Below are 26,203 nucleotides of genomic sequence, written 5' to 3' on the forward strand. Positions count from 1 at the left end.
TATGAATTTTCCGAGAGTATTCCCCGTGGGGTCCGAGCTGTCAATCCTCCGCTGGTCGCCGCTGCTGGCCTCCCTTATCCTCACCATCGGAAAATCCCCATGACAAGGATGTGGTAATGCTCGCTGCCCTGAAAGGCTATCCCGCCAGCGTCCGCCTGCTGCTGACCACAACGTTCACCCTGACGGTGGCCCGTGCCCTCACCCTGCCCTACTTGGTGGTCTACCTGGCCGACAACTTCCAGCTGCCGGTCGGCCAGATCGGCCTGCTGATCGGTGGCGCGCTGATCGTTGCTTCGCTGCTGAGCCTGTACGGCGGACACCTGGTCGACACCGTGCGCAACCACACTCTGGTCAGCGCCAGCACGCTGGCCTTCGCTCTCGCCTTCATGGTCGCCGTCGCCAGCCGTTCGGTATGGCTGTTCTTCACCTGCCTGGTGCTGATCAACCTGGCCCTGGCGGTGGTCGACATCGCCGCCAAGGCCGGCTTCTGCGCGCTGCTGCCGGTGGAACAACGGGCCGAGGTGTTCGCCATCAAGTACACCCTGAGCAACGTCGGTTATGCCGTCGGCCCGTTGCTTGGCGTGGCCATGCTGGAGCTGGACAACCACCTGCCTTTCATTGCCTCGGCGCTGACCGGCCTGGGCATGTGCATGGCCTACTGGCGGCTCGGCGACCGTGGGCTGCAGGCCAGTGCCCAGGAGCAGCCGAGCGTCGGATTCAGCCAGGTTGCGCTGGGGCTGGCGCGTGACCGCCGGCTGGTGTGCTTTACCCTGGGCGGCGTGCTGAGCGCGGTGGTGTTCGGCCAGTTCACCGCCTACTTGTCGCAGTACCTGGTGGTGACCAGCAGCGCCAGCGAGGCGGCACGCTTGGTCGGTTACCTGGTAACCACCAACGCGGTGACGGTGATAGCCCTGCAGTACCTGATCGGTCGACGCATCGGCCGCCAGCAGCTGATGCCCTGGCTGATGGCCGGCATGGCGCTGTTCATCGCCGGGCTGCTCGGCTTTGCCATGGCCGGGTCGATAGTGGCCTGGTGCCTGGCGATGCTGGTGTTCACCCTCGGTGAAATCATCGTCATACCCGCCGAGTACATGTTCATCGACCTGATTGCCCCGGAGCACCTGCGCGGGGTGTATTACGGGGCGCAGAACCTGTCCAACCTCGGGGCAGCGCTGGGGCCGGTGCTGGTGGGGTTTGCCCTGGGGCGGTGGTGGCCGGGGGTGATCTTCTACCTGCTGGTGATGTCGGTGATACTGGCGGGAGTGTTCTACTGGCTGGGCACTCGTCGGGGATGATGTTGCCTGTACTGGCCTCTTCGCGGGCACGCCCGCGAAGAGGCCAGTACAGGCAAACGATGAGCCTGCGACGACTCGCCGCTGCGACCATCGTCTGCGCTGACGAACCGCCGCCTGCGTGCCAGACTGATTGATCGGGACCGCGTTATCTTTCTTGCTCCGGAGTTTTCATGTCGTTGTCCAGCGGGCTGATCGCCGTGGTCGCCCTGGCCTATATGGCCGTCATGTTCGCCATCGCCTTCTACGGCGACCGCCGCAGCACGCCGTTGCCGCCGCGCCTGCGTGCCTGGGTCTACAGCCTGTCGCTGGCGGTGTACTGCACCAGCTGGACGTTCTTCGGCGCGGTCGGCCAGGCCGCGGAACAGCTGTGGGCGTTCCTGCCGATCTACCTCGGGCCGATCCTGCTGCTGATTTTCGCGCCGTGGGTGCTGCAGAAGATGGTGCTGATCAGCAAGCAGCAGAACATCACCTCGATCGCCGACTTCATTGCCGCTCGCTATGGCAAGTCGCAGTCGCTGGCGGTGGTGGTGGCGCTGATCTGCCTGGTTGGCGTGCTGCCTTATATCGCCCTGCAACTCAAGGGCATCGTGCTCGGCGTCAACCTGCTGATCGGCGCCAATGCCGACGCCACCGGTACCCGGGTGCAGGACACCGCGTTGGTGGTGTCGCTGGTGCTGGCGCTGTTCGCCATCGTCTTCGGCACCCGCAGCCTGGACGTCACCGAGCACCACCGCGGCATGGTCCTGGCGATCGCCTTCGAGTCGCTGATCAAGCTGCTGGCATTCCTCGCGGTGGGCGTGTTCGTGGTGTTCAACCTGTATGACGGCTTCGACGACCTGCTCAGCCAGGCGCGCCAGTCGGTGCAACTGGACAGCTATTGGCAGGAAACCATCAACTGGCCGTCGATGGTGGTGCAAACCGCCGTGGCGATGATGGCGATCATCTGCCTGCCGCGGCAGTTCCATGTCACCGTGGTGGAGAACATCGAACCCCAGGACATGCGCCTGGCGCGCTGGGTGTTCCCGCTGTACCTGGCGCTGGCTGCACTGTTCGTGGTGCCGATCGCGCTGGCCGGGCAGATGCTGCTGCCGGGCACGGTGATATCCGACTCCTTCGTCATCAGCCTGCCGCTGGCCGAAGCCCACCCCAGCCTGGCCCTGCTGGCTTTCATCGGCGGCGCTTCGGCCGCTACCGGCATGGTCATCGTCGAGGCGGTAGCGCTGTCGACCATGGTCTCCAACGACATGCTGCTGCCCTGGCTGCTGCGCCGCAACAATGCCGAGCGGCCGTTCGAAGCGTTCCGCCACTGGATGCTCTCGGTACGCCGGGTGACCATCGTGGTGATCTTGCTGCTGGCCTATGTCAGCTACCGCCTGCTCGGCTCCACCGCAAGCCTGGCGACCATCGGCCAGATCGCCTTCGCCGCCGTCACCCAGCTGACCCCGGCCATGCTCGGCGCGCTGTACTGGAAGCAGGCCAACCGCCGTGGAGTGTTCGCCGGCCTGGCGGCGGGCATCTTCCTGTGGTTCTACACCCTGGTGCTGCCGATCATCGCCCATAGCCTGGGCCTGTCGCTGGGTCTGTTCCCGGGCCTGGCCTGGCTGCATGGCAACCCGCTCGACCTGCCGATCAGCCCCTTGACCCAGGGGGTAGTGCTGTCGCTGGCGGGCAACTTCACGCTGTTTGTATGGGTGTCGATGTTGTCGCGCACCCGCGTGTCTGAGCACTGGCAGGCAGGCCGCTTCATCGGCCAGCAGACCAGCGCCCGGCCCAGCAGCAAACCGTTGCTGGCCGTGCAGATCGAAGACCTGCTCACCCTCGCCTCGCGTTTCGTCGGCGAGGAGCGCGCGCGGCAAAGCTTCATCCGCTTCGCCTACCGCCAGGGCAAGGGTTTCAACCCCAACCAGAACGCCGATGGCGACTGGATCGAACACACCGAACGCCTGCTGGCCGGTGTGCTCGGCACCTCCTCGACCCGTGCCGTGGTCAAGGCCGCCATCGAAGGCCGCGACATGCAGCTTGAAGACGTGGTGCGCATCGCCGACGAAGCCAGCGAAGTACTGCAGTTCAACCGCGCGTTGCTGCAGGGTGCCATCGAGAACATCAACCAGGGCATCAGCGTGGTCGACCAGAACCTGCATCTGGTGGCATGGAACCGCCGTTACCTGGAGCTCTTCAACTACCCCGAGGGGCTGATCAGCGTCGGCCGGCCGATCGCCGACATCATCCGCTACAACGCCGAGCGCGGCCTGTGCGGCCCGGGCGAGGCGCAAGTCCACGTGGCGCGGCGCCTGCACTGGATGCGCCAAGGCCGCGCCCACTCTTCCGAGCGGTTGTTTCCCAATGGCCGGGTCATCGAACTGATCGGCAACCCGATGCCCGGTGGGGGCTTTGTGATGAGCTTCACCGACATCACGCCGTTCCGCGAAGCCGAACAGGCGTTGCGCGACGCCAACGAACGCCTGGAGCAGCGCGTGGCCGAACGCACTCACGAGCTGTCGCAACTCAACCAGGCCCTGTCGGAAGCCAAGAGCCAGGCCGAAGCGGTGAGCAAGTCCAAGACCCGCTTCCTCGCTGCGGTCAGCCATGACCTGATGCAGCCGCTGAACGCTGCGCGACTGTTCTCCGCCGCCCTGTCGCAGCAGGCCGAAGGCATGAACGAAGAGGCCCAGCAGCTGGTGCAGCACATGGACAGCTCGCTGCGCTCGGCCGAAGAGCTGATCAGCGACCTGCTGGACATCTCGCGCCTGGAAAACGGCAAGATCACCCCCGACGCCAAACCCTTCGCCCTCAATGAACTGTTCGACACCCTTGGCGCCGAGTTCAAGGTGCTGGCCGCCGAGAAGGGCCTGGAGTTCCGCTTGCGCGGCAGCCGCCTGCGGGTCAACAGCGACATGAAACTGCTGCGCCGGGTGCTGCAGAACTTCCTCACCAATGCCTTGCGCTACGGCAAAAGCCCGATCCTGCTGGGTGTACGCCGCCAGGGCGAGCACCTGTGGCTGGAGGTCTGGGACCGAGGCCCGGGTATCGCCGACGACAAGCTGCAGGTGATTTTCCAGGAGTTCAAGCGCCTGGACAGCCACCAGACCCGCGCCGAAAAAGGCCTCGGCCTTGGCCTGGCGATCGCCGACGGCCTGTGCCGGGTGCTTGGCCACAGCTTGCAGGTGCGCTCCTGGCCCGGCAAGGGCACGGTGTTTCGCGTCCACGTGCCGATTGCCCATCAGGCCGCAGCGGCGCCGAGCGCCCCGGTAGAAACCGCGAGCCAGCCGCTGGCGGGCTTGCAGGTGCTGTGCGTGGACAATGAAGACAGCATCCTGATCGGCATGAACAGCCTGCTCAGCCGCTGGGGCTGCCAGGTATGGACTGCGCGCAACCGCGCCGAGTGCGAAGCGTTGCTGGCCAAGGGCATGCGCCCGCACCTGGCCTTGGTGGACTTTCACCTGGATGACGGCGAAACCGGCACCGGGCTGATGGGCTGGTTACGTGCACGCCTGGGCGAGCCGGTGCCCGGCGTGGTGATCAGCGCCGACGGCAGCAAGGAAACCCTGGCCACCGTGCATGCCGCAGGCCTGGACTACCTGGCCAAACCGGTGAAGCCGGCGGCCTTGCGCGCCCTGCTCAATCGCCATCTGAGCCTGGTTCAGTAACCGCCTCGTCGGCCAGCGCTTCGTCTGACAGGGCCCGTTCGAGCAGCTCGGCCGGCAGGCTCTTGCTGGCGCGGGCACCGAGCAGCTTGAGCTGTTCGCTGCGGCTGACCAGGTTGCCGCGCCCTTCACACAGCTTGTTGCGAGCGGCGGCGTAGGCCTTGTCGACCTGCTGCAGGCGGTTGCCCAGCTCGTCCAGGTCCTGGATGAACAGCACGAACTTGTCATACAGCCACCCGGCGCGCTCGGCGATCTCTCGGGCGTTCTGGCCCTGGCGCTCCTGTTTCCACAGGCTGTCGATGACCCGCAGGGTGGCCAGCAAGGTGGTCGGGCTGACGATCACGATCTGCCGGTCGAACGCTTCCTGGAACAGGTTGGGTTCGGCCTGCAGCGCCGCCGAGAAGGCTGCCTCGATCGGCACGAACAACAGCACGAAGTCCAGGCTGTGCAGGCCTTCGAGGCGATTGTAGTCCTTGCTCGACAGGCCTTTGACGTGGTTGCGCAGCGACTGCACGTGCTGCCTGAGGGCAGCTTCGTCGTTGCTGCCGACAAATTGCTGGTAGGCGGTAAGGCTGACCTTGGCGTCGACCACCACCTGCTTGTCACCGGGCAGCATGATCAGCACGTCAGGCTGAAAGCGCTCGCCATCGGCACTCTTCAGGCTGACCTGGGTCTGGTATTCGCGGCCTTTCTCCAGGCCGGCATGTTCCAGCACCCGTTCAAGAATGAGCTCACCCCAGTTACCTTGGGTCTTCTGGCCCTTGAGTGCCTGTGTGAGGTTGGTGGCTTCGTCTGACAGTCGCAGGTTGAGTTGTTGCAGACGCTCCAGCTCCTTGCCCAGCGAGAAGCGCTCGCGGGCCTCTTGCTGGTAGCTTTCCTCGACACGTTTTTCGAACGCCTGGATACGCTCCTTGAGCGGGTCGAGCAACTGGCCCAGGTGCTGCTGGCTGGTCTGGGCGAAGCGCTGTTCGCGCTCGTCGAAGATTTTCGTGGCCAGGTCGGCAAACTGGGCGCGCAGGGTGTCACGGGCCTCCTGGAGGTCTTCGAGGCGCTGCTGGTGACTGTCCTGCTGTTCGCGCAGCTCGGCCTCCAGGCGCGCGGCCTGGGCCTCCAGACGACGCAGTTCTGCTTCGCGAGTGGCGCGTTCGATGTGCCAGGCGTGGGCCGCATCGCGGGCGTTGTCGCGGTCGATCTGCAGCAGTTCCAGTTCACGGCCCTGGGCGGCCAGCTGGGCCTGCTTGACGGCGTTGGCTTCACTGAGGTCGCTGACTTCGTCGCGGCTGGCATCCAGTTGCGCCTGCAGGCCAGCCTGCGCCAACTGCGCACTGCTCAGGCGCTCCTCGAGCAGGGCCTGCTCGCCGTGGCGCGCAGCCTGACGGCGCTGCACGTGCATGACCCACCCCAGGCAAGGCAAAGCCCCTGCCACCAAGCCCAGCAGAATGCTGGCCAGATCCACTGTCATGCGTACCCCGATCACACCATTGCGAGTTGAGTGCAGCTTACCAGCCTGCCCCGTCGGGCGCCTGTTTCGCCGCATCGGCCTCGAGCAGCCGCGCATACTCCTGCTGCGCCCGTTGGTCCCCGGCCCGTGCCGCCTGACGCAGCAGTTCATGGCCGATGCGACGGTCCCGGGCATTGCCGCAATCACGGCAGAGCATTTGCCCCAAGCGGCTCTGCGCCACCACCACACCTTCGCGCGCGGGCTGCTTGAGCAGGTGCCCGGCAATGTGTTTGATCTGAGGCTTGTCACCCAGCCTCGGGCTGTCGAGCAGCCAGAGGGCCACTTTCAGGGAAAAGCGTTTGGGCGAAGGGGCTGATGAGGCGACAACGGGGCTGGCGAGGGGTTTACCGCGAAACTTCATGACCGACAGGGATGGCAATTCGAAGGGCGCGCAACTCTACTCCTTTTTTTTGTGCATGGCCTGTCGATTTCCGGCGGATTGCAATTTTTTTCGATGATTTTTTCTTGACGTTTCCGAGTGGATGACTGGCTGGTCGGCAGGTGCCTTACGATTGTCGGACAGTTCTCGGAGGTGCTGGCACGCCCGTCCTAGAGCAAGCGCTCGGGACAATCCACAGTTCCTGTGGATAACTCGGTGGACAACCCCTCCAATGAGGCCGCAAACCCCCGAAAAATGGGGCTTTCGCTCAAACTGACGATTTTTTCACCAGCAAAAATTAGTGTTTTTTTTCATTGACTTAAGGGTCCAGTCAAGTCATTGGCGAGCATGAGGAGGGCTGTTGCCCGCGTGTTACAAGTCATGCTTCGAATGTGAACAAGTGCACTGAAAGCCTGCGTTTGGATGCACGAAATTGGCCCATCGGGCCGGTTGGAGGCCGGTTGGCCCCTCTTCCCATAAGGAGGAAGACACGCCATACTGCGCGGCTAGCCTGAAGAAACACGCAATGCTTGCAAAGGCCGCGTATTTTCGTTAAGGTGCGGCACGTTAGTACCCAAGCTGAAAGTCAATTCTGGCCAGAAGCGTCCTTGCAGCCCATCGCTCTCCCGAACGATCGCTGCTGAAACCAGGACCGGCCCCCTCGATGATTCTCTCGCCAGCCCAGCGCTGTTCAAGCACGAATCAACCGGAAGATTGATCAGGATCCCACCCCGACGGCCTAGAACCTTGGCCCCGGTGTGCTGCCTGCCTTCTGAAGTACCTACCAGTCAGCCCAAGCGCCCACACTTTGATTGCGCTCTCTCTGGCTGCCCTGTTCCAGTCAGGTTCGTTCGTCCCTTAATAAAGGCGTCACTGGAACGTTTCTATCATGCACGGATCATAATCCCCGTGTTTAAAGCAGGAACCTCCAATAACATGCAAACTCATCATCAAATTCAGGCTGCCATTGGCACCCTCTCCCAAGCTTTCTCGCCGTTGAAGTGCCTTATCGTTGCCCCACGCAAGGGCAGCTTCAGCTTCACCCTGGTGGACGAGCACGGTATCGCCTGCCACACCGAACGCCTGTACCCTGAACAGTACAGCCACTCGGAACCCCTGCAGGCGGTAATCGCCCGCACCCGTCAATCGCTCACCGCGTGAGCGGCGAATATCGGGGCATTCACAAGCTGAATGGCGCCTGTCGCAAGCTGCCTGATCGTTCTGATGCTAATTGCCGCCAGGCATATGGCAACGGGCGGCAGGCAGCAATCGATTTAAAAACAGCCCTTTACACCACGATTATCACACTACACTTCAACTCGAGCGGTCTTTACCGCTTCCGGCGGGCCTGACCAAATCACCAGCTGCCAAGCTCCAGCGCCCGTCGGCCCTTTACTGCTCGAGGGCATCATGGGTATCGCGGCGAATGAATTGTGTCAGTATGTGATCCGACCTACCCTGGTCTATCTGAATCGCCATTGCGCCAGCGCCGAAGCCCTTCTGCTCGGTATCGCGGCCAGCCAGTCGGCACTCGGTTCGGCTTTGCACGATCGCCGTGGCCACGGCCTCTACCGCATTGGCGAAAGCCGGCACCAAGCCATCTGGGATCATTTCCTTGCCCGTGACCCGGAGCTGGCCAGCCTGGTTCGCGGCCTGGCCAGCCAGCACGCCTTTCTCGGCGGGCCGCACCTGGAACTCACGGTGAACCTGCGATACTCCACAGCTATCGCCTGGATGCTCGTCGAAGAGCAAGCCACGCCGCTGCCAGCGGCCGATGACTTGCTCGGCCTGGCTCGAATCTGGCGGCAGATTTTCCACCCCCAAGGTCGCCTGCGCGACTTTACCCAGGCTTGGCATTTATGCGTTGAGCAGAAATTGCCACAGGCATCTTAAGAAGCGTCCTACATCTTTGTTAGAAAAAATGGAATTTTGGTCGGATTGTCCTACAAAACAGCGCGATCTCCTTTAATTCAGGCTATAGCGCGGCGCGTGATTTGTTGGTAGCTTTTCGCCCCGGAGATCACAAGGAGTTTCTAATAATGAAAAAAGCAATGCTCAAAACCTCCCTCGGCGTAGCCGTTGCCCTGGCATCCAGCCAACTGTTCGCTGCCGGCTTCGCACTTAACGAACAAAGCATCAGCGGCATGGGTACCGGTTTTGCAGGTCGTTCTTCTTCTGCCGAGGACGCCAGCACGGTGTACGGCAACCCTGCAGGCATGTCGCGCCTCAAACGCCAGGAAGTCACCGTGGGCGGAGCTGCCGTAATCGCCAAGACTGACATTTCCGGCCCAGGCAGCCGCCCGCTGCCAGGCGAAACCGATGGTGACATGGTGCCGACCGTTGGCGTCCCGATGGGCTACTACGTGAAACCGATCGATGAGCATTGGAGCGTCGGCTTTGGTGTTTACGTGCCATACGGCCTGGTAACCGATTATGGCAGCGGCGACGCCGCTCGCTACTGGGGCAAGAAGAGCCACGTCGAGGTCATCACCTTCCAGCCTACCGTCAGCTACGCCTTCAACGACAAGGTGTCGATCGGTTTCGGCCCGACCATCAACCGCATCAAGGGCGAGCTGGGCTCGAACACCATCAACCCGCGCTCCCCAGGCGTGAACGATGGCGAAGTGAAGATCAAGGGTGACGACACTGCCGTCGGTTACAACATCGGCATCCTGGTGCAGGCCACCGACCGCACCCGCGTCGGCCTGACCTACCACTCGATGGTCGACTACAAACTCGAAGGCGACACCAAGATCAACAACGCCCTGATCGGGCCTTTCAGCGGCAGCAAGTTCGACGCCACGCTGAAGATCAAGACACCTGAGTCCGTGGACTTCTCGGTCACCCACGAACTGGACGACCAGTGGACCCTGTATGCCGGCAGCACCTGGACCCGCTGGAGCCGCCTGGAAAACATCACCGTCAACAACGACGTCCCGGCACCGCTGAGAGCCCAGTTCGGCACCATCACCGAAGAGCAGAACTGGCACGATACCTGGGCTCACGCCATTGGCGCCTCCTACAAGGTGAACAAGGAGTGGGTGCTGCGTACCGGCTTCTCTGTCGACCAGTCGCCAACCAACAACACCGACCGCTCGCCGCGCATCCCAACGGGTGATCGCAAGGCAATCAGCATCGGTGCCGGTTACAGCCCAACCGACGACATGACCATCGACGTGGCCTACTCCTACCTGTGGGAAGAGGACACCAAGGTCAACCTGGCCAGCCCCACCAAGGGTCGCTACCAGGCCAAGTACGAGAACAGCGCCCACGGTATCGGTGCCTCGCTCACCTACCGCTTCTGATTCGTACCCGCCCCATCAAGAAACCGCCCTCGTGGCGGTTTTTTCATGCCTGCACTTGCCAGCCATCCCCCAACGACTCACGCAGGTAGTCCATGAACGCACGCACTTTTGCGGTCATGGCGAAACGATCGGCCACGCACAGGTAGATATCCATTGGCTCGGTCTGGGCGTAGGCCTGGCCGCTTTCGCTGTATTCGAACAGCGGCACCAGTGCCCCCGAGGCCAGATGCGGCCTGACGATGAACTCGGCCAATCGGGTGATGCCGCCATCGTTGAGGGCCATCTGGGTCAGGGCATCGATGTCGTCGCTGATCAACACGCTGCCGAACTCCGCCTCGAAACGCATGCCGTCACGCACAAAGCCCCAACGCAGGAAGCGGCCGTCCACCGGATAACGGAAGACCAGGCAGCGGTGATCCCGCAGCACCTCGGGACTGGTCGGCAAACCGGCGCTGGCGAGGTAACCCGGTGACGCGCAGCAGATGAACGGGATGCGGGCGATGTGCCGCGCCAGCAGCTGGTCTTCCAGTTGCGGGGTGATGCGCAGGCTGACATCGACATCTTCGCGGGCGTGATTGACCTTGCGATCAGTCGTTATCAATTCTATCGAAAGCAGTGGATAGCGGGCGCTGAAGGCCGGGATCAGAGGCGCCAGCACATGGCGACCAAAAGCGGAAGTCGAGGCGATGCACAGGCGCCCTTGTGGCTCACTGTCGGGTGTGGTGACCGCCTGTTCGGCAAGGGCCAGGTCGCGCTCGATGTGCCTGACCCGTTCGTAATACTGGCTACCGGCAGGCGTCAGCGCCATGCTGCGGGTGGTACGGCTGAGCAGGCGCACGTGCAGGTGCCCTTCCAGGCGCGCCAGGTTCTGGCTGACCGCTGCCGGGCTGAGGCCGAGGTTACGGGCGCCGGCGGCGATGCTGCCGGCTTCGACCACTTTGATGAAGCTGCGGATGGCGTTGAGCAGATCCATGGCAAGCTCTTCGATTCGTAAGAATCTCTTTATAAAGAACTCAATCCAGCGGGTCTACAGCCGCTGCCGGGGGCATTGCTAACCTGCGCCCTCAGTCAACCTTCAGGAGATCGCATGAGCAATCTGTCCCACACGCGCAGCCGGCGCAAACTACGCCCGAGCGCTACGCCGTACGTGTTCGCGTTTTACATGTCATCGATCATGGCGCTGCTGATGTGCTTCGTGATCACGGCGGCGAATGCCGGGGTGAACCCGGACTACCTGAGCAATGTGCTGAAGGCTTACCAATTGGCGATGCCAGTGGCATTTGTGTGCGTGCTGATGGTGAGGCCGGTGGTGGTGAAGCTGGTGGCGATTACTGTGCATCCACACTGACAAAGGCAGCCGCAATGCAATTGGGTGAGGGCTGAAAGGTGCTCGTCGACAGTCTTGCAGCGCCTGCGAGATCGAGCGCCGCCCGCGCGGCGCATCGCGGGCAAGCCCGCTTGTATGGTTAGACTTGAAGGGGTGGTGGGACTAAATGCCCGATTCTGACTGTTAGCAGCAGTACAGACCGTGGGAGACATCGCCCCACCCCTTCCACCAAAGCGCCGATAAAGAATGCATCGTTTGCAAGCGACGATAGAAGCAAGCCAGCGCCTCTTGGTGAAACCCCTTCAAGCCGAAAAACCATAACGTAAGGAGCCGCCCATGGCAATGCAGGCAGGTAAGTTGATCGTGGGTGCGGATGTCGCGAAAGCTGAGCTGGTTATCCACCACGATGATCGCGATGAAATTATCAGACTGAAAAACTCCAAACCCGAAATCAAACGCTGGCTGAAACAGCAGCCCCTCAATACTGCAATTGCTGTTGAGGCGACCAATGTCTACCACCTGGACTTGGTTGAGCAGGCCCATAGCCTGGGTTTCGAGGTTTATGTCATTGATGGCTTTCAACTGAGCAACTACCGAAAAAGCGTTGGAGGCCGGGTTAAAACTGACCCTTCCGATGCTCGATTGCTGTCCCGTTTTCTGAAAAATGAAGGCGAGGACCTTCGCCCTTGGAGCCCCCCTCCAGCGGTCTACGGCAAGCTTCAGAGCCTTCTGCGACGCAGAGCCGCCTTGGTGACTGCTCGCACTGCGATGACCCAGAGCTGGGCTAATGAAAGCCTATTGCAAGCCGCCTTCGAAACCTTTGTGAAATCAATAGATCGGCTGGACAAGTTGATCCAACAGAAGATCAAGGAAGTGTTGCGAGAAGCTGGGCTGCAGGAGCAAGTCGCTCGCTGTCAGGCAGTAGAGGGCATTGGTTTTCTCACCGCCGCAGCATTGGTGATGGCTTTTATGAGGGGCGAATTCAAAAGTAGCGACTCGTACATCGCCTTTTTGGGAATGGATTTACGGGTTAGTGATTCTGTACAGAAAAATGGACGGCGTCGTCTCACCAAGCGAGGTTTTTCAGAGATTCGTCGCTTATTGCATAACGCTGCGATGGCAGCCAGCAGATCGGCCGCTTGGAAAGGGCTTTATGAACAGCACCGGAAATCTGGTAAAGGAACAACTCAAGCTCTGGTAATCCTGGCTAGAAAGCTCGCGCGGGTGGCATTCGCCCTGATGAAAAATCAGGACGAATACGTCACCAAAGGTGGGAAACTGGCTTGCTGAAAACCATAGAATCTCCCACATCTGTTTCGGGCCAGTCACTCCTGTGAAGCCAACAGGGACCGCCTTGGTGCATGAGACAGGTTGTGTCGCATCAGCGCCCACCGAGATGGATCGCCAGACTCTGTCAGCTTCCACCGAGATGCATCGCCAGGCCCTGTCAGCTTCCACCGAGATGCATCGCCAGACCCTGTCAGCTTCCACCGAGATGGATCGCCAGACCCTGTCAGCTTCCACCGAGATGGATCGCCAGACCCTGGCAGCTTCCACCGAGATGGATCGCCAGACCCTGTCAGCTTCCACCGAGATGCATCGCCAACCCTGTCAGCTTCCACCGAGATGGATCGCCAGACCCTGTCAGCTTCCACCGAGATGGATCGCCAGACCCTGTCAGCTTCCACCGAGCTGCATCGCCATGCCAACAAGGCGGTCCCTGTTGGCGGCACAGGAGTGATTGGCCCGAAACAAATGTGGGAGCGGGCTTGCCCGCGATGCGCCGCGCGGGCGGCGCTCGATCTCACAGGCGCTGCATGATTATCGGCGACCCCCTGCCAGCCTCCACGCGAACACCTCCCCCTTACAAAGCATCACTTAGGGATGCGAGGCTATCGCCTTCTCGATCGCGGCCCTGAAGGCGGGATCATCGGGCTTGGTCAAGCTCGAGAAGTTGCCGATCACCTTGCCCTGACGATCCACCACGTACTTGTAGAAATTCCACTTCGGCGCGCTACTCTGGCTCGCCAGCTCGGCAAACAGCGGTATCGCATCCTGACCGCGAACCGCCTGGGTCTTGGTCATGGTAAAGGTCACACCGTAGTTGGCGTAACAGACCTTGGCCGTCTTCTCGCTATCGGCGTCTTCCTGCTTGAAGTCATTGGACGGCACACCAAGCATTTCCAGGCCCTGCTCGTGGTACTCCTTGTAGGTCGCCTCCAGCCCTTCGAACTGCGGCGCAAACCCGCAGTAACTGGCCGTATTGACCACCACCAGCGGCTTGCCGCCGAAGCGCTGGCACAGGTCGACCTGCCCCTTGCCACGCAACTCAGGCAAACTCCCCTGCAACAGCGCCGGGCAATCGGCAGCCCAGCTGGAACTGGCTGCCAGCAAAGCTAGCAGCGGCATCGTCAACCATTGGGCACGCATGATTCATTCCTCCTGCAAGACAATCCTTGAACTTGCAGGGTAGCGCTTAACAAACGCTCATGCCCAACTGCATCAACGCCATTCCGCCCCGCTGCCAGCCCCACCACACCAGCGCCAGCAGCAGCGCAGCCGCCGCCAGCAACAGCCCGCGGGCCAGATAACGGCTCATACCGCCTGCACCTGCAGGCGGGCGACCGGCCGCTCTCGCACCGGCCAGTTAAGCCCCGCAGCTAGCACACTGAGCAGAATCGAAATCTGCCACACCACGTCATAGTTGCCGGTCTGGTCGTAGACGACGCCCCCCAGCCAGCCACCAAGGAAAGCGCCCATCTGGTGGAACAGGAAGACGATGCCGCCAAGCATCGACAGGTTGCGCACGCCAAATACAGTGGCAACGGTGCCATTGGTCAACGGCACCGTGGACAGCCAAAGCAGGCCCATGGCGATACCGAACAGGTAGGCACTGAACTGAGTCACCGGCACCCAAAGGAACAGCGCAATCACCACGGCACGCAGCAAATACAAAGCCGTCAGCAAGCGTGGCTTGGACATGCGCCCACCCAGCCAGCCAGCGGTGTAGGTACCCACGATATTGAACAACCCGACCAGTGCCAGCACCGTGGTGCCGGTGGTTGCCGGCAGGTGCTGGTCTACCAGGTAGGCCGGCAGGTGTACGCCAATGAAGACCACCTGGAAGCCACAGACGAAGAAGCCCAGCGCAAGCAGCCAGAAGCCGGAGTGCGAACACGCCTCGCGCAGGGCCTCGCTCAATGTCTGCTCCGCACCCTGACTGGCCAGCGGGCGATCACGCAGCAGGCCGACAAAGGGCACGATCAGCGCCACCAGCAAGCCAAGCACCAGCAGCGCCGACGACCAACCCAGCCATTCGATCAGGCCAAGGGTACCGGGGAGCATGGCGAACTGGCCAAAGGAACCGGCAGCACTGGCAATGCCCATGGCCATGCTGCGTTTTTCCGCTGGAACGGCGCGGCCGACCACACCGAGGATCACCGAGAAAGAGGTGCCAGACAGGCCGATACCGATCAGCAGGCCCGCGCTGAGCGACAGCGACCAGGCCGAATCGGCAGTACTCATCAACAACAGGCCAGCGGCATAGAGGATGCCCCCTATGATGACGACCCGCGCCGCACCGAGGCGGTCGGCCAACGCACCGGCAAACGGCTGCGCCAGACCCCAGACCAGGTTCTGCAAGGCAATGGCAAAGGCGAATACCCCGCGGCCCCAGCCAAATTCGCCGCTCATCGGCGCCAGGAACAGGCCGAAACCGTGCCGCACACCCAAGGACAGCGCCAGGATAAAGGCCGCCCCCGCAAGTACCCACCCGCTGGTTCGCCACACCGAAGTCATTGTCGTTATCTCCAGCACATCGCAAGGTTGTACGGGTATATACCCGCTTCTAATCGTGATGAATCAGGCAAGCAGCTCCAGCAAACGTATCAGCTCGTCACGCTGCCCCTCACCCAACTGCCCGACCAGCATCGATTGCGCCCGCTCCCAGGCAGGATGGGCCGCTTGTAAACGTGCAGCCCCCGCCTCGGTCAGCAACACCATGCGGTTGCGCTGGTCATCGCCATCGGCGAGGGCTACCAGGCCTTCGGCCTCCAGCACGCGCAGGTTACGGCCCAAGGTACTGCGCTCCAGGCCCATGGCCTCGGCCAGCGTGGTGATACTGGGGCGATCAAGGCGCTGTAAGTGACGCAACAGGGAAAACTGGGCGACATTGATGCCGAAGCCAGCAAGGGCTTCGTCGTAATGCCGGCTCACCCCGCGGGCGGCGCGACGCAGATGGGTGCAGATGCATTCACTGGTCAACATCAATAGGTGTATATACCCGCACCAGGGTTGTTGCAAGAAGTTTCAGTTTGCCAAACGCCGCCGAATCGGCTCGAACTCCACTGTGGCCTTGCGTGGCAACGGGTCGGGAGCACCTTGCTCGATCGCTTGCCAATACCGCCACGGCACCTTTGCCGATCCCAGTTCGTAGTCCATGCCATCCCAGTTGTCTTCGCGGAAGCTGTAGAACGCCCAGTGCAACCGATGCCGGTCCATGACCGAGAGGACATCTTCCAGATACTCACTGCAACCGGGCAGCCGGCGCATGCAGCCGAACTCCCCCACGACCAGCCGGGAACGTGGCAGCTTCATGCGCTCCATCCAGGCCAACGGCAGCTCCAGATACTGACGAACCCGTTCGGCATCCCATTGCTGGATTTCACCCGCGAAAGGCGCCAAGCCGGGGTAATCGATTGGGACCTTGCGCGACAGGTTCGGCGCACTGGTGGCCGAATAGGGCTCATACATGTGGACGCTGTAGAGCACGCGATCATCTTGCAGGGGCACTTGCCAGTAACCAAAAGCGTCGGCGCTGGCGTACCAGCCCGCGTCGACCATTATCGGGGTCTTGGCATCCACTTCGCGTATAGCCGCTATCAACTGCGTGTAGAGCGCAGGCAGGTCACGCACCCCACTCCGTGCGTGGGCATACCATTGCTGCATGCGCTCAGCCGAAGCGTGCTCCGCCAGGCCGCCAAATTTCTCCGGGGCAGGCTCGTTGACCAGGTTGTAGGCGGCGATGGCAGGATGGTCTTCAAGGGCCCGGGCCAGGTCCCGCCAGAAACTGACCGCTTGCCGGGCGTAACCGTTGCCTTGCCAAAGACGGTCATCGAACTGCCCCTGGTTATTCTGTGACCAGCGCATTCCAGGCAGCGACAGCGGTGCAATGACCACCTTGAGCCCCGCCCGGTGCGCGCGATCCAGGGTATCGCGCAGTTGCTTGAGATCGGCGGCAGGCAGCTGCTCGTACCGGTCCGCATTGCCCAGGAGGAAGTCACGCTGCGCCGGCTTCCACTTGTCGTAGGACAGCCGTACCCAGCTCGCACCGTACGCACGCAGTGCATCGAAATAGGCCTGATCCGGCGGCAAGCGATTGAAGCTGTTGCCGCCGTGGCGCGGGGTATTCCAGAAGTCGATCAGGTCGGCCGCCGTAACGGGGGCGCTAGCGGTGACCAGTAACAAGGCCAGCAGGAGTCGTCGCATTGTCCATGCCTTCGCAGCGGAAGAGAAACCGCGAGGATAGATAGCCGCATAAAAAGCGTCATTTCCTGAATTTTTTCAGCAGTTTTCCGAAAAATGACGGCACGTTTTATCCGTAAGAAATATCCCTGATATCTGCAGGACTGTTCTCAAATTGCCAAGCCCAGCAATACAGTCAATTCAAGAACCTCCAACAGGGCGCCTGCGGTATCACCCGTGGTCCCACCCAGCCGCTTGCACATCAGCCGGCGCAATGCGATGAATGCTGCGATCGCCACCAGCATCGGCAAGATCACACGCGTGCCCCCCGCCAGCAAACACGACAGCAGACTGGCCAGCAGAACCCACACGGCCGTACGCCGCGGCAAGTGCTCGGCGAGTGCCTGCCCCAGGCCCCCGCGACGCACGTAAGGTGTGCTGAGGAACAATCCGAGCATCGCCGCCCGTCCCACAATCGGCGCCAGCAGCAATGCCATGCCCGCGCCCTGCTCCACCAGTACCCAGAGCGCACAGAATTTCAGCAGCAATACCAGCACCAGCGTGACCACCGCTATCGGCCCGCTGCGCGGATCTTTCATGATCTGCAGCGTGCGCTCCCGGTCACCAAAGCCACCCAGCCAGGCATCGGCGCTGTCAGCCAGGCCATCCAGGTGCAGCGCGCCACTGAGCGACACCCACAGCGTCAGCAACAGCGCCGCGTGCAACGGCGCCGCAGTACCTTGCAGCAGATGGCTGGCCAGCCACAGCAACAGGCCGAACAGCAACCCTACGAGCGGGTAATACAACAACGACCGGCCCATTTCTCGCGGTTCGGGCATCCCCGGCAAACGCACTGGCAAGCTGCTGAGAAACTGCAGGGCAATCCAGAACGGCAACATGTCAAAGCACCTCGAGCATCGCGCCATGTTCATCCACCGCCAGACGCATCAGAGCGCCATGACCCACCTCGACCTGCAGCAATTGCGCCCTCGGCAGCCCACGGGCACGCGCCAACAGCAGCCGCATGACGCCACCATGGGTGACCAGCAGCACGCGCTTGCCGGCATGCTGTTGATGCAGGCGCCCGACCGCAGCCAGCACACGCTCGGCAAAGGCCGCAACGGGCTCCCCTGCAGGCGGCGTGTAGCTGTACGGGTCGGCCCAGAAACGGCCAAGCTCGTCGGCCTGCGTTTGCATGATCTGCAAAGCACTGCGCCCTTCCCACTCGCCGAAATGCAGCTCTTGCAAATCGGCTTCGAGCTGAACCGGCATGCCCAGTTGCTCGGCAAACCGCGCACAGCGCTGCAATGGCGAACTGACCAGCACATCCCAGGGGCCAGCGCCTGCCAGCGCTGCGCGCATCTGGCCCCAGCCTTTAACGGTCAAGGCATCGTCCAGACTGCCACGCAGGCCGCCGCCCTGTTCGGTTTCACCGTGGCGCAGCAGGTCGAGGATCATGCCGGGCGGTCCGCCACCGCCGCTTCGGCGAAGGTCGCCATCTGCCCGTGCAGGGCGCAGGCCAGGCGCATCAGTGGCACTGCCAGGGCGGCGCCACTGCCCTCGCCCAGGCGCAGGCCCAGCGCCAGCAATGGCTGGGCCTGCAGCGCCGCGAGCAAGGCCTGGTGCCCAGGTTCGGCACCTTGGTGCGCAAACAGCAACCAGTCACGGCTCTGCGGATTGAGGCGCACCGCCAGCAATGCCGCGACGCTGCAGATGAAGCCATCCACCAGCACGGCGATACCTTGCTGGGCGCAGGCCAGGTAGGCACCGGTCAGCGCAGCGATCTCGAAGCCACCGACACAGGCCAGCGCCCGCAGCGGCTCGTCGGCGCGCAGGCCGTGCAGCGCCAAGGCGCGCTCGATTACGTCGGCCTTATGGCGAACACCAGCGCTGTCCAGGCCGGTACCCGGCCCGCTCAACTCATGTGCCGGGCAGGCCAGCAACGTGCTGGCCAGGGCGGCTGCGGCAGAGGTGTTGCCAATGCCCATCTCGCCGCCGATGAACAACTGAGCGCCCTTGGCCGCTGCACGCAAGGCGCTGTCACGACCTGCCTGCAAAGCAGCCTGCAGCTGGGCATCGGTCATCGCCGGCTGGCGGGCGAAGTTGGCGGTGCCGGCGCCCAGGCGCAGGTGCAGCACCCCTGGCAGTTCCAGCTCAGGATCGATCGTGCCCAGGTCGACCACGTCAAGGCTGGCCTGCAGTTGGCGGGCCAGCACGCTGATCGCCGCGCCCCCCTCCACGAAGTTGCGCAGCATCTGCCCGGTGACTGCCTGTGGGTAGGCCGAAATGCCCTCTTCGACCACGCCGTGGTCGCCCGCAAAGAGGCTGATGGCGACCTGATCCAGAACAGGCCGCTCGCAGCCTTGCAGGCCAGCCAATTGCACGGCCAAGCCCTCCAGCTGGCCGAGCGAGCCGGCAGGTTTGGTCAGCTGCTGCTGGCGGGCGCGGGCCTGGTCCATGGCGGCATTGTCGAGAGGTTGGCAGGCATCACGCCACCAGGCTTGGTTCATAGAGCGGGTCCTTTGAGCATGAGAGGTAGGCCGGCCACGGTCAGCACCACGCGTTGGCAGCGTTCGGCAACGGCCTGGTGCAGCCAGCCGGCCAGGTCGACGTAACGGCGGGTCAGCTCGCCCATGGGCACCACGCCCAGGCCGGTTTCGTTGCTGACCAGAATGATTGTGCCAGGCAACTGCTCCAGGCAGTCGAGCAGCGCATCGCGCTCCGCGGCCAGCCGCTGCGGATCTTCGAGCATCAGCAGGTTGGTCAGCCACAAGGTCAGGCAGTCCACCAGCAGGCATCGGCCTGCGGCGGCTTCTGCGCGCAGCACGGCAGCCAGGGCCAAGGGTTCTTCGATCAGCCCCCAGTCATCAGGCCGGCGCTGGCGGTGCAGGCGCACGCGCTCGTTCATTTCGCCATCGAGCGGCTCGCTGGTGGCGATGTAGGTAACCGGCAGGCCGCAGTTGCTGGCCAGTTGCTCGGCCAGGCGGCTCTTGCCCGAGCGGGCGCCGCCGAGAATCAGGTTGCGCATGTCAGGCGACTCCACAAAGCGTTCGCAGGTGAGCGGTATCCAGGTGCTGTTCAACCAGATCGGCCAGGCGCTCGATGTCACGTTCGCGCAGGGCCTCGTAGTCGATGGTCTGCACATGCTCCAGCCCCGCCCAGCGCAGCAGCGCGGCACACGACTGGCTGCCCTCGAACAGGCCATGCAGGTAGGTGGCGAGGATCTGGCCATCGGCACTCACGGCACCGTCACAACGGCCATCGGCGAGCTGCACCGCCGGCTGCTCCAAGGCAGGCCCGGCAGTGACCCCGGCATGAATTTCATAGCCGGCGACCGGCGCATCTTCAAGGCTCAGGGTCCCGGCAACGTTACGCAGTTGCTTGTCGGCTTCAAGCACCGTCACGTAGTCGAACAGGCCGAGCCCGGGACTCGAACCGGCGGCGCCCTCAAGGCCGAGCGGGTCCTGTACCTCGCGGCCAAGCATCTGCAGGCCACCACAGATCCCGATCAGCTTGCCGCCATAGCGCAGGTGGCGCTCGATGGCCTTGTCCCACCCACGTTCGCGCAGTTGCGCCAAGTCGCCACGTACGCTCTTCGAGCCGGGCAGGATGATCAGGTCAGCGGCCGGGATCGGCTGGCCCGGGCCGATGAACTGCAGGTCGACCTGCGGGTGCAGGCGCAGCGGGTCGAAGTCGGTGTGGTTGCTGATGCGCGGCAACACCGGGACGATTACCTTGAGCACGCGCGCCTGCTTGGCGCCCTGACGGATGTCGATGCCATCCTCGGCTTCCAGGTGCAGGTCGGTGACGTAGGGCAGCACACCCAGCACCGGTTTGCCGGTGCGTTGCTCCAGCCAGTCCAGGCCCGGCTGCAGCAGCGCGATGTCGCCACGGAAGCGGTTGATGACAAAGCCCTTGACCCGCGCCTGCTCACTCGGTGACAGCAGTTCGAGGGTGCCGACGAGGTGGGCGAACACCCCGCCACGGTTGATGTCGGCCACCAGGATCACCGGGCAGTCGACCGCTTCGGCAAAGCCCATGTTGGCGATGTCGCCGGCACGCAGGTTGATCTCGGCCGGCGAGCCAGCCCCCTCGACCATCACCACCGGATAGGCGGCGCTGAGGCGCTGATGCGAGGCCATCACCGCCTGCATGGCAATGGCTTTGTAGTCGTGATAGGCCACCGCATTCATGCTGGTGACTGCACGCCCGTGGATGATCACCTGGGCGCCCGTGTCGCTGTTGGGCTTGAGCAGCACCGGGTTCATGTCGATGTGCGGTGCCAGTCGGCAGGCCTGGGCCTGCACCGCCTGGGCGCGGCCGATTTCGCCGCCGTCGGCGGTCACCGCGCTGTTGAGCGCCATGTTCTGCGGCTTGAACGGCACCACGCCGACGCCCTGGCGCAACAGCCAACGGCACAAGGCGGTGACCAGCGTGCTCTTGCCGGCATCGGAAGTGGTGCCTTGCACCATGAGGGTGGTCATGCCGTTTCCTTCTGGTAATCAGTCAGGGCCTGGGCCAGGCGCTGCTCGTCGGCGGCAGTTGCCGGCAGGCCAAGGCGTACGGCAGCGGGCTGCTCGAACAGGCGCACGAGGATGCCGCGGCGGGCGAGAAAGTCATGCAACTGGGCTGCTCGCGTGCTGCGTACGTACTGAAACAGGTCGCAGCCGCCGCTGGGCGCCAGGCCGCAGCCCTGCAGCAGTGCAGCCAGGCGCTGGCTGGCCAGGGCACAGCGTTCGAGCTGGGCCCGATGCGCCGCGTGGTCGGCAAAGCAGGCTTGCGCCAGCACCCGGGTCGGGCCGCTGACGGTCCACGGCCCGAGCCATTCGTCAAGGCGCCGCAACAAGGAGGGTTCAGCCACTACACAGCCCAGCCGCACACCGGCCAGGCCGAAGAACTTGCCGAACGAACGCAGCACGATCAGGCCCGGGCGCTCGGCGCAATCCGCCACGCTGTGTGGCGGTGAGTTGTCCATGAACGCTTCGTCCACCAGCAGCCAGCCACCGCGCTCGGCAAGACGCGCATGCCAGGCCAGCAGCCGTTCGCGCGGCACGAGCCGCCCGGTCGGGTTGTTCGGGTTGACCAGCACCAGCACGTCGAGCTGATCGAGTTGCGCTTCGACCTGGCTTTCCTCCAGCTCGATCAGCTGATGCCCGGCTCGCTGCCAGGCATGCGGGTGCTCGGCGTAGCACGGCGTCAGCACACCAACGCGCCCCAGCGGGCGCAGCAGGGGCAAGGCCTGGATTGCTGCCTGGGAGCCTGCCACGGGCAGCAGTTGCCGCACACCGTAGTAGTGCCGCGCAGCATCCTCCAGACCGTCGTCGGTCTCCGGCAGGCGTGCCCAGGCTTCTGGCGCAATGGCGGGAATCGGGTAAGGCCAAGGGGCAATGCCGCTGGACAGGTCGAGCCAGTCCTCGCGGGCAATCCCGTATTGCCGCACTGCCCGCAGCAGGCGGCCACCGTGTTCAAGCATTCAGATAGGCTCCCAGGCAAATCAGCAGTACCCACAACCAGACACCACGCTGCACCAGGCTCCAGCCGCGCTCGATGGCATCGGCATCGGCCATGGGCCCTTCACCCAGGCGCGGGCGCTCGTGCAGTTCGCCGTGGTACACCGCCGGGCCACCCAGTTCCACACCCAGCGCACCGGCACCCGAGGCCATCACCGGCCCGGCATTGGGGCTGTCCCACAGCGGCGCCTGCTTGCGCCAGCAGGCCAGGGCCAGGCGCGTCCTGCCCAGCAGTGCGTAGGTCAGCGCCACCAACCTGGCGGGAATGTAGTTCAGCACATCGTCGATGCGCGCGGCGCACCAGCCGAAACGCTCGAAGCGCTCATTGCGGTACCCCCACATCGCATCCAGGGTATTGCTCAAGCGGTACAGCACTACCCCCGGCGCACCGGCGACGACAAACCAGAACAGCGCGGCGAACACCGCATCGCTGCCGTTTTCCAGCACCGACTCGGTGGCCGCGCGCGCCACGGCGGGCTCATCAAGCTCGCGGGTTTCCCGACTGACCAGATAGCCGACACGACGCCGCGCCTCTTCCAGATCACCTTGGCGCAAGGCATTGGCCACCGGCAATACATGCTCGCCGAGGCTGCGCAAGCCGAGGGCGCAATACAGCGCCAGCACATCCACCAGCCAACCGATACAGGGCAGCCAGGACAGGATCAGCGCCACCAGGGTCAAGGGCACCACGGCCAGGAACCAGGCGCTCACGCCGTGGCTGCGCCAGCCGCGTCCGCCAGCATTCAGGCGGCGCTCCAGGCTCGACGCCAGGTTACCGAAGCCCACCAGTGGGTGCCGGCGCTTGGGCTCGCCCAGCAGTGCATCGAGGGCCACGGCGGCCACCGTCAGCAAGGCCACGCTCATGGGCGTTCTCCCCATTGGTTCTCGAACAGCATTTCACTCAAAGGGCGTTCCTCGGCCCAGTTTTCCTGGACCAACATGGGCTGTGCGTAGAATTCGCTGACCGGCCCCAGGCACAACACGGCCACCGGCTTGGCGCCTGCGGGCATGCCCAGCAGTGCGGCCAGGGCTTGCGGGTCGAACAGGGACACCCAACCCAACCCCAGGCCCTCGGCGCGGGCGGCCAGCCACAGGTTCTGGATCGCGCAGGCCAGTGAGGCCAGGTCCATTTCCGGCAGGGTACGGCGGCCGAAAATGTGCGGCTCACGGTTATCCATCAAGGCCGCCACCAGCACTTCGGCACAGTCGCTGATGCCCTCGACCTTGAGCTTCATGAAATCATCGGAGCGTTGGCCCAAGGCTTGGGCAGTACGCACCCGCTCCTCCTCGACCAGGCCCTGAATGCGCCCGCGCAGCTCGCGTTGGCTGATGCGGATGAACCGCCAAGGCTGCATCAGGCCGACACTGGGCGCCCGGTGCGCAGCGGCCAGCAGACGGCCGAGCAGCTCAGGCGCGACCGAGCCACCGGCAAAGTGGCGCATGTCGCGGCGTTCACCGATCGCCCGGTAGATCGCGGCGCGCTCGGCGGCGCTGTAGGCGTGATCAGTCATGGTCGCAACAGCGCCGCCGCCGCGTCAGGGTTGGACGGGAAGTAGAAGTGCACGTAGGAGGCGGTCAGCCGGCCCAGCCGATACACCGCTTCGTTGCCGCGCCCGCCGTTGGGGCTCAGGCCGCGGGCAATTGGTTCCAGCCCGGTGCTGGTCAGCGAGTGGTGATAGGTGTGCCCGCGCAGGGTGCCTTCCGGCAGTTCCACGGCCTGCAGGGCCAGGGCCGCCAAGCGCTTCTGCATGGTCGCCTCGCCGGGCAGCAGGCCGAGCAGCTCGGCACGCTCGCCAGCGACATCGGTCAGCGCCTCGAGCAGATACAGCATGCCGCCACACTCGGCCAGCAAGGGTTTGCCTTGGGCGTGATGGGCACGGATCGCCTCGCACATCGGCGCATTGGCGGCCAGCGCGTGGTGATGCAGCTCCGGATACCCCCCGGGCAGGTACAGGCTGTCCACTGCCGGCAGTTCACAATCGTGCAAGGGCGAGAAAAACGACAGCTGCGCCCCCAGGTCGCGCAACAGATCGAGGTTGGCGCCATAGGTGAAGGCGAACGCTTCGTCACGCGCCACGCCGATGCGCACGCCACTCAGCGAGCCGGCGCACGGCTGCGATGCAGGCGCGGCAAACACCACGGGCGGCGGCAAAGCAGCATCGCAGCTGGCGCCGAGCGCTTCGGCAGCCGCATCCAGGCGGGCATCCAAATCGTTCAGTTCGCTGGCCTGGACCAGTCCCAAGTGGCGGCTGGGCAGCTCGATGCCGCGCTCCCGCGACAGGCCGCCATACCAGCGCAGGCCCTCGGTCAGGCTGCCTTCGAGCAGTTGCGCATGGCGCAAGCTACCGACCCGGTTGGCCAGCACACCGGCGAACGGCAGGTCGGCCTGATAACGTGCCAGGCCCAGCGCCAGGGCGCCAAACGTCTGGGCCATGGCCGTGCCGTCGATCACCGCCAGTACCGGCACGCCAAAGTGGCGAGCCAGATCGGCACTTGACGGCGTGCCGTCGAACAGGCCCATCACCCCTTCGATCAGAATCAGGTCGGCCGCTTCTGCGGCTTGCCACAACAGGCGACGGCTTTCTTCGGCACCGATCATCCACAGGTCGAGCTGGTACACCGGCGCGCCACTGGCCCGCTCCAGGATCATCGGGTCGAGGAAATCCGGGCCGCACTTGAACACCCTGACCTTTCGCCCAAGGTTGCGGTGCAGGCGGGCCAGGGCTGCCGTCACGGTGGTCTTGCCCTGACCGGAGGCAGGTGCTGCGATCAGCACCGCCGGGCAGCTGCGCGTTGCACTCACAGTTCGACGCCCTTCTGCGCGCGAATACCGGCCTGGAACGCATGCTTGAGCATGCCCATCTCGGTAACCGTATCGGCCAGTTCGATCATTTCGGGCTTGGCCGCACGGCCGGTGACAATCACATGCTGCATCGGCGGCCGAGCCTGAATGTCACTCAGCACCTGGTCGAGGTCGAGGTAGCCGTGCTTGAGGGCGATGTTCAGCTCATCGAGCACCACGAACTGCACACCCGGGTCTTGCAGCAGTTGACGCGACACCGCCCACGCGGCTTCGGCAGCAGCGATGTCGCGCTGGCGGTCCTGGGTCTCCCAGGTGAAGCCCTCGCCCATCACGTGGTAACGCACATGCTCGGGGAAGCGGCGGAAGAACAGTTCCTCACCGGTGCTGTTGCGGCCCTTGATGAACTGCACCACGCCGCACTGCATGCCATGGCCCAGCGCGCGCGCGAGCATGCCGAACGCCGAGCTGCTCTTGCCCTTGCCGTTGCCGGTGAGCACCAGCAGCAGGCCGCATTCATTAGGGGAGTTGGCAATACGCTCGTCGATGACCGCCTTCTTGCGCTGCATGCGCGCCAGGTGGCGTTCGTCGCGTTCGGTGGATTCGCTCATGAAGGGTTCTCCGCAGGCTGTCGCCGCAGGAAAGCGACGACAGGTAATAGGCGGGCAAACGGAGAACGCGCAGGGGCCATGGCCGCAGCCACGGTGCACCGCGCATCACCCTCCGTGATGCCGTTGGCAGTTTCAGGCCGGTCTCCGGGCTCGTGAGCGGGCAATCGGCCCTGGCCTGCGCGCCTTCCCGGGTTCGTACCCAGTGGCCCTGCGCGGCCGCTACTCACCTACCGTTGCGGGGGCAGCGCCGGAATCGCGCCATGCTGGCGACCACCGGCTTCCCAGTTTCACCCTGCCCAGTCGAGGCTGGCAGGGCACCTGAAACACGCCGCGAAGGTTAGAGGGTTGCACTGGGAGCGTCAATCGAA

At 63.7% G+C, this 26,203-nt stretch carries 25 protein-coding genes and 1 riboswitch; of the genes, 7 read left to right on the forward strand and 18 right to left on the reverse strand.

Translation table 11 applies throughout. The features are described from left to right. Window positions 1–116 precede the first annotated feature (116 nt). Both ACTORR_RS07370 and ACTORR_RS07375 read left to right on the forward strand, forming a co-directional pair. On the forward strand, window positions 117–1,295 hold the full coding sequence (locus tag ACTORR_RS07370) for an MFS transporter (RefSeq protein WP_262109550.1): 1,179 nt from the start codon (window positions 117–119) through the stop codon (window positions 1,293–1,295). A gap of 170 nt (window positions 1,296–1,465) precedes the next feature. Continuing rightward, entirely contained in the window at window positions 1,466–4,942 is a 3,477-nt protein-coding gene (locus tag ACTORR_RS07375) for a hybrid sensor histidine kinase/response regulator (RefSeq protein ID WP_054887042.1), read from the forward strand. On the opposite strand, the gene rmuC is transcribed toward ACTORR_RS07375, so the two are convergent. Both rmuC and ACTORR_RS07385 read right to left on the reverse strand, forming a co-directional pair. Next, the gene (gene rmuC / locus ACTORR_RS07380) at window positions 4,914–6,287 is read right to left on the reverse strand and encodes a DNA recombination protein RmuC (RefSeq protein WP_262109553.1); all 1,374 of its coding nucleotides are present in this window, start codon (window positions 6,285–6,287) and stop codon (window positions 4,914–4,916) included. The genes ACTORR_RS07375 and rmuC overlap by 29 nt on opposite strands. A 151-nt stretch (window positions 6,288–6,438) precedes the next feature. After that, entirely contained in the window at window positions 6,439–6,801 is a 363-nt protein-coding gene (locus tag ACTORR_RS07385; RefSeq protein ID WP_054887050.1) for a sel1 repeat family protein, read from the reverse strand. Window positions 6,802–7,755: 954 nt separating this feature from the next. Here ACTORR_RS07385 and ACTORR_RS07390 point away from each other — a divergent pair. The 3 genes from ACTORR_RS07390 to ACTORR_RS07400 all read left to right on the forward strand — a co-directional run bounded on the left by ACTORR_RS07390 (window position 7,756) and on the right by ACTORR_RS07400 (window position 10,124). Beyond that, the gene (locus tag ACTORR_RS07390; protein ID WP_054887044.1) at window positions 7,756–7,980 is read left to right on the forward strand and encodes a hypothetical protein; all 225 of its coding nucleotides are present in this window, start codon (window positions 7,756–7,758) and stop codon (window positions 7,978–7,980) included. Window positions 7,981–8,229: 249 nt separating this feature from the next. Then, complete coding sequence (locus ACTORR_RS07395; RefSeq protein ID WP_054887045.1) at window positions 8,230–8,712, forward strand: hypothetical protein; 483 nt, start codon at window positions 8,230–8,232, stop codon at window positions 8,710–8,712. Window positions 8,713–8,858: 146 nt separating this feature from the next. After that, window positions 8,859–10,124, forward strand: coding sequence for an OmpP1/FadL family transporter (locus tag ACTORR_RS07400; protein WP_054887046.1), 1,266 nt, complete (start codon window positions 8,859–8,861; stop codon window positions 10,122–10,124). A gap of 43 nt (window positions 10,125–10,167) precedes the next feature. Here the strand turns inward: ACTORR_RS07400 and ACTORR_RS07405 are convergent, their stop codons facing one another. Next, window positions 10,168–11,097, reverse strand: a complete 930-nt coding sequence (locus ACTORR_RS07405; protein ID WP_054887047.1) for a LysR family transcriptional regulator — start codon at window positions 11,095–11,097, stop codon at window positions 10,168–10,170. Window positions 11,098–11,211: 114 nt separating this feature from the next. On the opposite strand from ACTORR_RS07405, the gene ACTORR_RS07410 reads away from it, so the two are divergent. Together ACTORR_RS07410 and ACTORR_RS07415 are read left to right on the forward strand one after the other, a co-directional pair. Continuing rightward, window positions 11,212–11,472, forward strand: coding sequence for a DUF2798 domain-containing protein (locus tag ACTORR_RS07410; protein ID WP_054887048.1), 261 nt, complete (start codon window positions 11,212–11,214; stop codon window positions 11,470–11,472). A 315-nt stretch (window positions 11,473–11,787) separates the two neighbouring features. Continuing rightward, entirely contained in the window at window positions 11,788–12,741 is a 954-nt protein-coding gene (locus tag ACTORR_RS07415; protein ID WP_441343603.1) for an IS110 family transposase, read from the forward strand. Between the two features lie 588 nt (window positions 12,742–13,329). On the opposite strand, the gene ACTORR_RS07420 is transcribed toward ACTORR_RS07415, so the two are convergent. The 15 genes from ACTORR_RS07420 to cobO all read right to left on the reverse strand — a co-directional run bounded on the left by ACTORR_RS07420 (window position 13,330) and on the right by cobO (window position 25,835). Continuing rightward, on the reverse strand, window positions 13,330–13,881 hold the full coding sequence (locus tag ACTORR_RS07420; RefSeq protein ID WP_054885533.1) for a glutathione peroxidase: 552 nt from the start codon (window positions 13,879–13,881) through the stop codon (window positions 13,330–13,332). Between the two features lie 46 nt (window positions 13,882–13,927). Next, window positions 13,928–14,050: a hypothetical protein gene (locus tag ACTORR_RS07425; protein ID WP_256218651.1), complete on the reverse strand. Its 123-nt coding sequence runs from the start codon at window positions 14,048–14,050 to the stop codon at window positions 13,928–13,930. Then, window positions 14,047–15,249: an MFS transporter gene (locus ACTORR_RS07430; RefSeq protein ID WP_054885534.1), complete on the reverse strand. Its 1,203-nt coding sequence runs from the start codon at window positions 15,247–15,249 to the stop codon at window positions 14,047–14,049. The genes ACTORR_RS07425 and ACTORR_RS07430 overlap by 4 nt, the downstream gene beginning before the upstream one ends. Window positions 15,250–15,312: 63 nt before the next feature. After that, the gene (locus ACTORR_RS07435) at window positions 15,313–15,717 is read right to left on the reverse strand and encodes a MarR family winged helix-turn-helix transcriptional regulator (RefSeq protein ID WP_054885535.1); all 405 of its coding nucleotides are present in this window, start codon (window positions 15,715–15,717) and stop codon (window positions 15,313–15,315) included. A 42-nt stretch (window positions 15,718–15,759) separates the two neighbouring features. Further along, window positions 15,760–16,872, reverse strand: a complete 1,113-nt coding sequence (locus ACTORR_RS07440; protein WP_313365041.1) for a glycoside hydrolase family 5 protein — start codon at window positions 16,870–16,872, stop codon at window positions 15,760–15,762. A 212-nt stretch (window positions 16,873–17,084) separates the two neighbouring features. Then, a complete protein-coding gene (locus ACTORR_RS07445) occupies window positions 17,085–17,813 on the reverse strand; it encodes an adenosylcobinamide-GDP ribazoletransferase (protein ID WP_262109548.1) in 729 nt (242 codons plus the stop codon). Between the two features lies 1 nt (window position 17,814). After that, window positions 17,815–18,372 carry an alpha-ribazole phosphatase family protein gene (gene cobC, locus ACTORR_RS07450; RefSeq protein ID WP_313365039.1) on the reverse strand — a complete coding sequence of 186 codons (558 nt, stop codon included), beginning with the start codon at window positions 18,370–18,372 and terminating at the stop codon, window positions 17,815–17,817. Then, on the reverse strand, window positions 18,369–19,424 hold the full coding sequence (cobT, locus tag ACTORR_RS07455; protein WP_054885539.1) for a nicotinate-nucleotide--dimethylbenzimidazole phosphoribosyltransferase: 1,056 nt from the start codon (window positions 19,422–19,424) through the stop codon (window positions 18,369–18,371). The genes cobC and cobT overlap by 4 nt, the downstream gene beginning before the upstream one ends. Beyond that, on the reverse strand, window positions 19,421–19,942 hold the full coding sequence (gene cobU / locus ACTORR_RS07460) for a bifunctional adenosylcobinamide kinase/adenosylcobinamide-phosphate guanylyltransferase (RefSeq protein ID WP_054885540.1): 522 nt from the start codon (window positions 19,940–19,942) through the stop codon (window positions 19,421–19,423). The genes cobT and cobU overlap by 4 nt, the downstream gene beginning before the upstream one ends. 1 nt (window position 19,943) lies before the next feature. Next, a complete protein-coding gene (locus ACTORR_RS07465) occupies window positions 19,944–21,398 on the reverse strand; it encodes a cobyric acid synthase (RefSeq protein WP_262109547.1) in 1,455 nt (484 codons plus the stop codon). Next, on the reverse strand, window positions 21,395–22,387 hold the full coding sequence (gene cobD, locus ACTORR_RS07470) for a threonine-phosphate decarboxylase CobD (protein ID WP_099815820.1): 993 nt from the start codon (window positions 22,385–22,387) through the stop codon (window positions 21,395–21,397). Before cobD ends, ACTORR_RS07465 begins: the two co-directional genes overlap by 4 nt. Continuing rightward, window positions 22,380–23,288 carry an adenosylcobinamide-phosphate synthase CbiB gene (gene cbiB, locus ACTORR_RS07475; protein ID WP_054885543.1) on the reverse strand — a complete coding sequence of 303 codons (909 nt, stop codon included), beginning with the start codon at window positions 23,286–23,288 and terminating at the stop codon, window positions 22,380–22,382. The genes cobD and cbiB overlap by 8 nt, the downstream gene beginning before the upstream one ends. Beyond that, complete coding sequence (gene bluB / locus ACTORR_RS07480) at window positions 23,285–23,935, reverse strand: 5,6-dimethylbenzimidazole synthase (RefSeq protein ID WP_054885544.1); 651 nt, start codon at window positions 23,933–23,935, stop codon at window positions 23,285–23,287. Before bluB ends, cbiB begins: the two co-directional genes overlap by 4 nt. Continuing rightward, window positions 23,932–25,227, reverse strand: coding sequence for a cobyrinate a,c-diamide synthase (locus ACTORR_RS07485; RefSeq protein WP_313365037.1), 1,296 nt, complete (start codon window positions 25,225–25,227; stop codon window positions 23,932–23,934). The genes bluB and ACTORR_RS07485 overlap by 4 nt, the downstream gene beginning before the upstream one ends. Continuing rightward, window positions 25,224–25,835: a cob(I)yrinic acid a,c-diamide adenosyltransferase gene (gene cobO, locus ACTORR_RS07490; protein WP_099815818.1), complete on the reverse strand. Its 612-nt coding sequence runs from the start codon at window positions 25,833–25,835 to the stop codon at window positions 25,224–25,226. Before cobO ends, ACTORR_RS07485 begins: the two co-directional genes overlap by 4 nt. A 118-nt stretch (window positions 25,836–25,953) precedes the next feature. Then, window positions 25,954–26,172, reverse strand: a riboswitch (cobalamin riboswitch). Between the last annotated feature and the right edge of the window lie 31 nt (window positions 26,173–26,203).

The organism is Pseudomonas sp. SAR267 (assembly GCF_052077595.1).
GTDB classification, from domain to species: domain Bacteria; phylum Pseudomonadota; class Gammaproteobacteria; order Pseudomonadales; family Pseudomonadaceae; genus Aquipseudomonas; species Aquipseudomonas vlassakiae.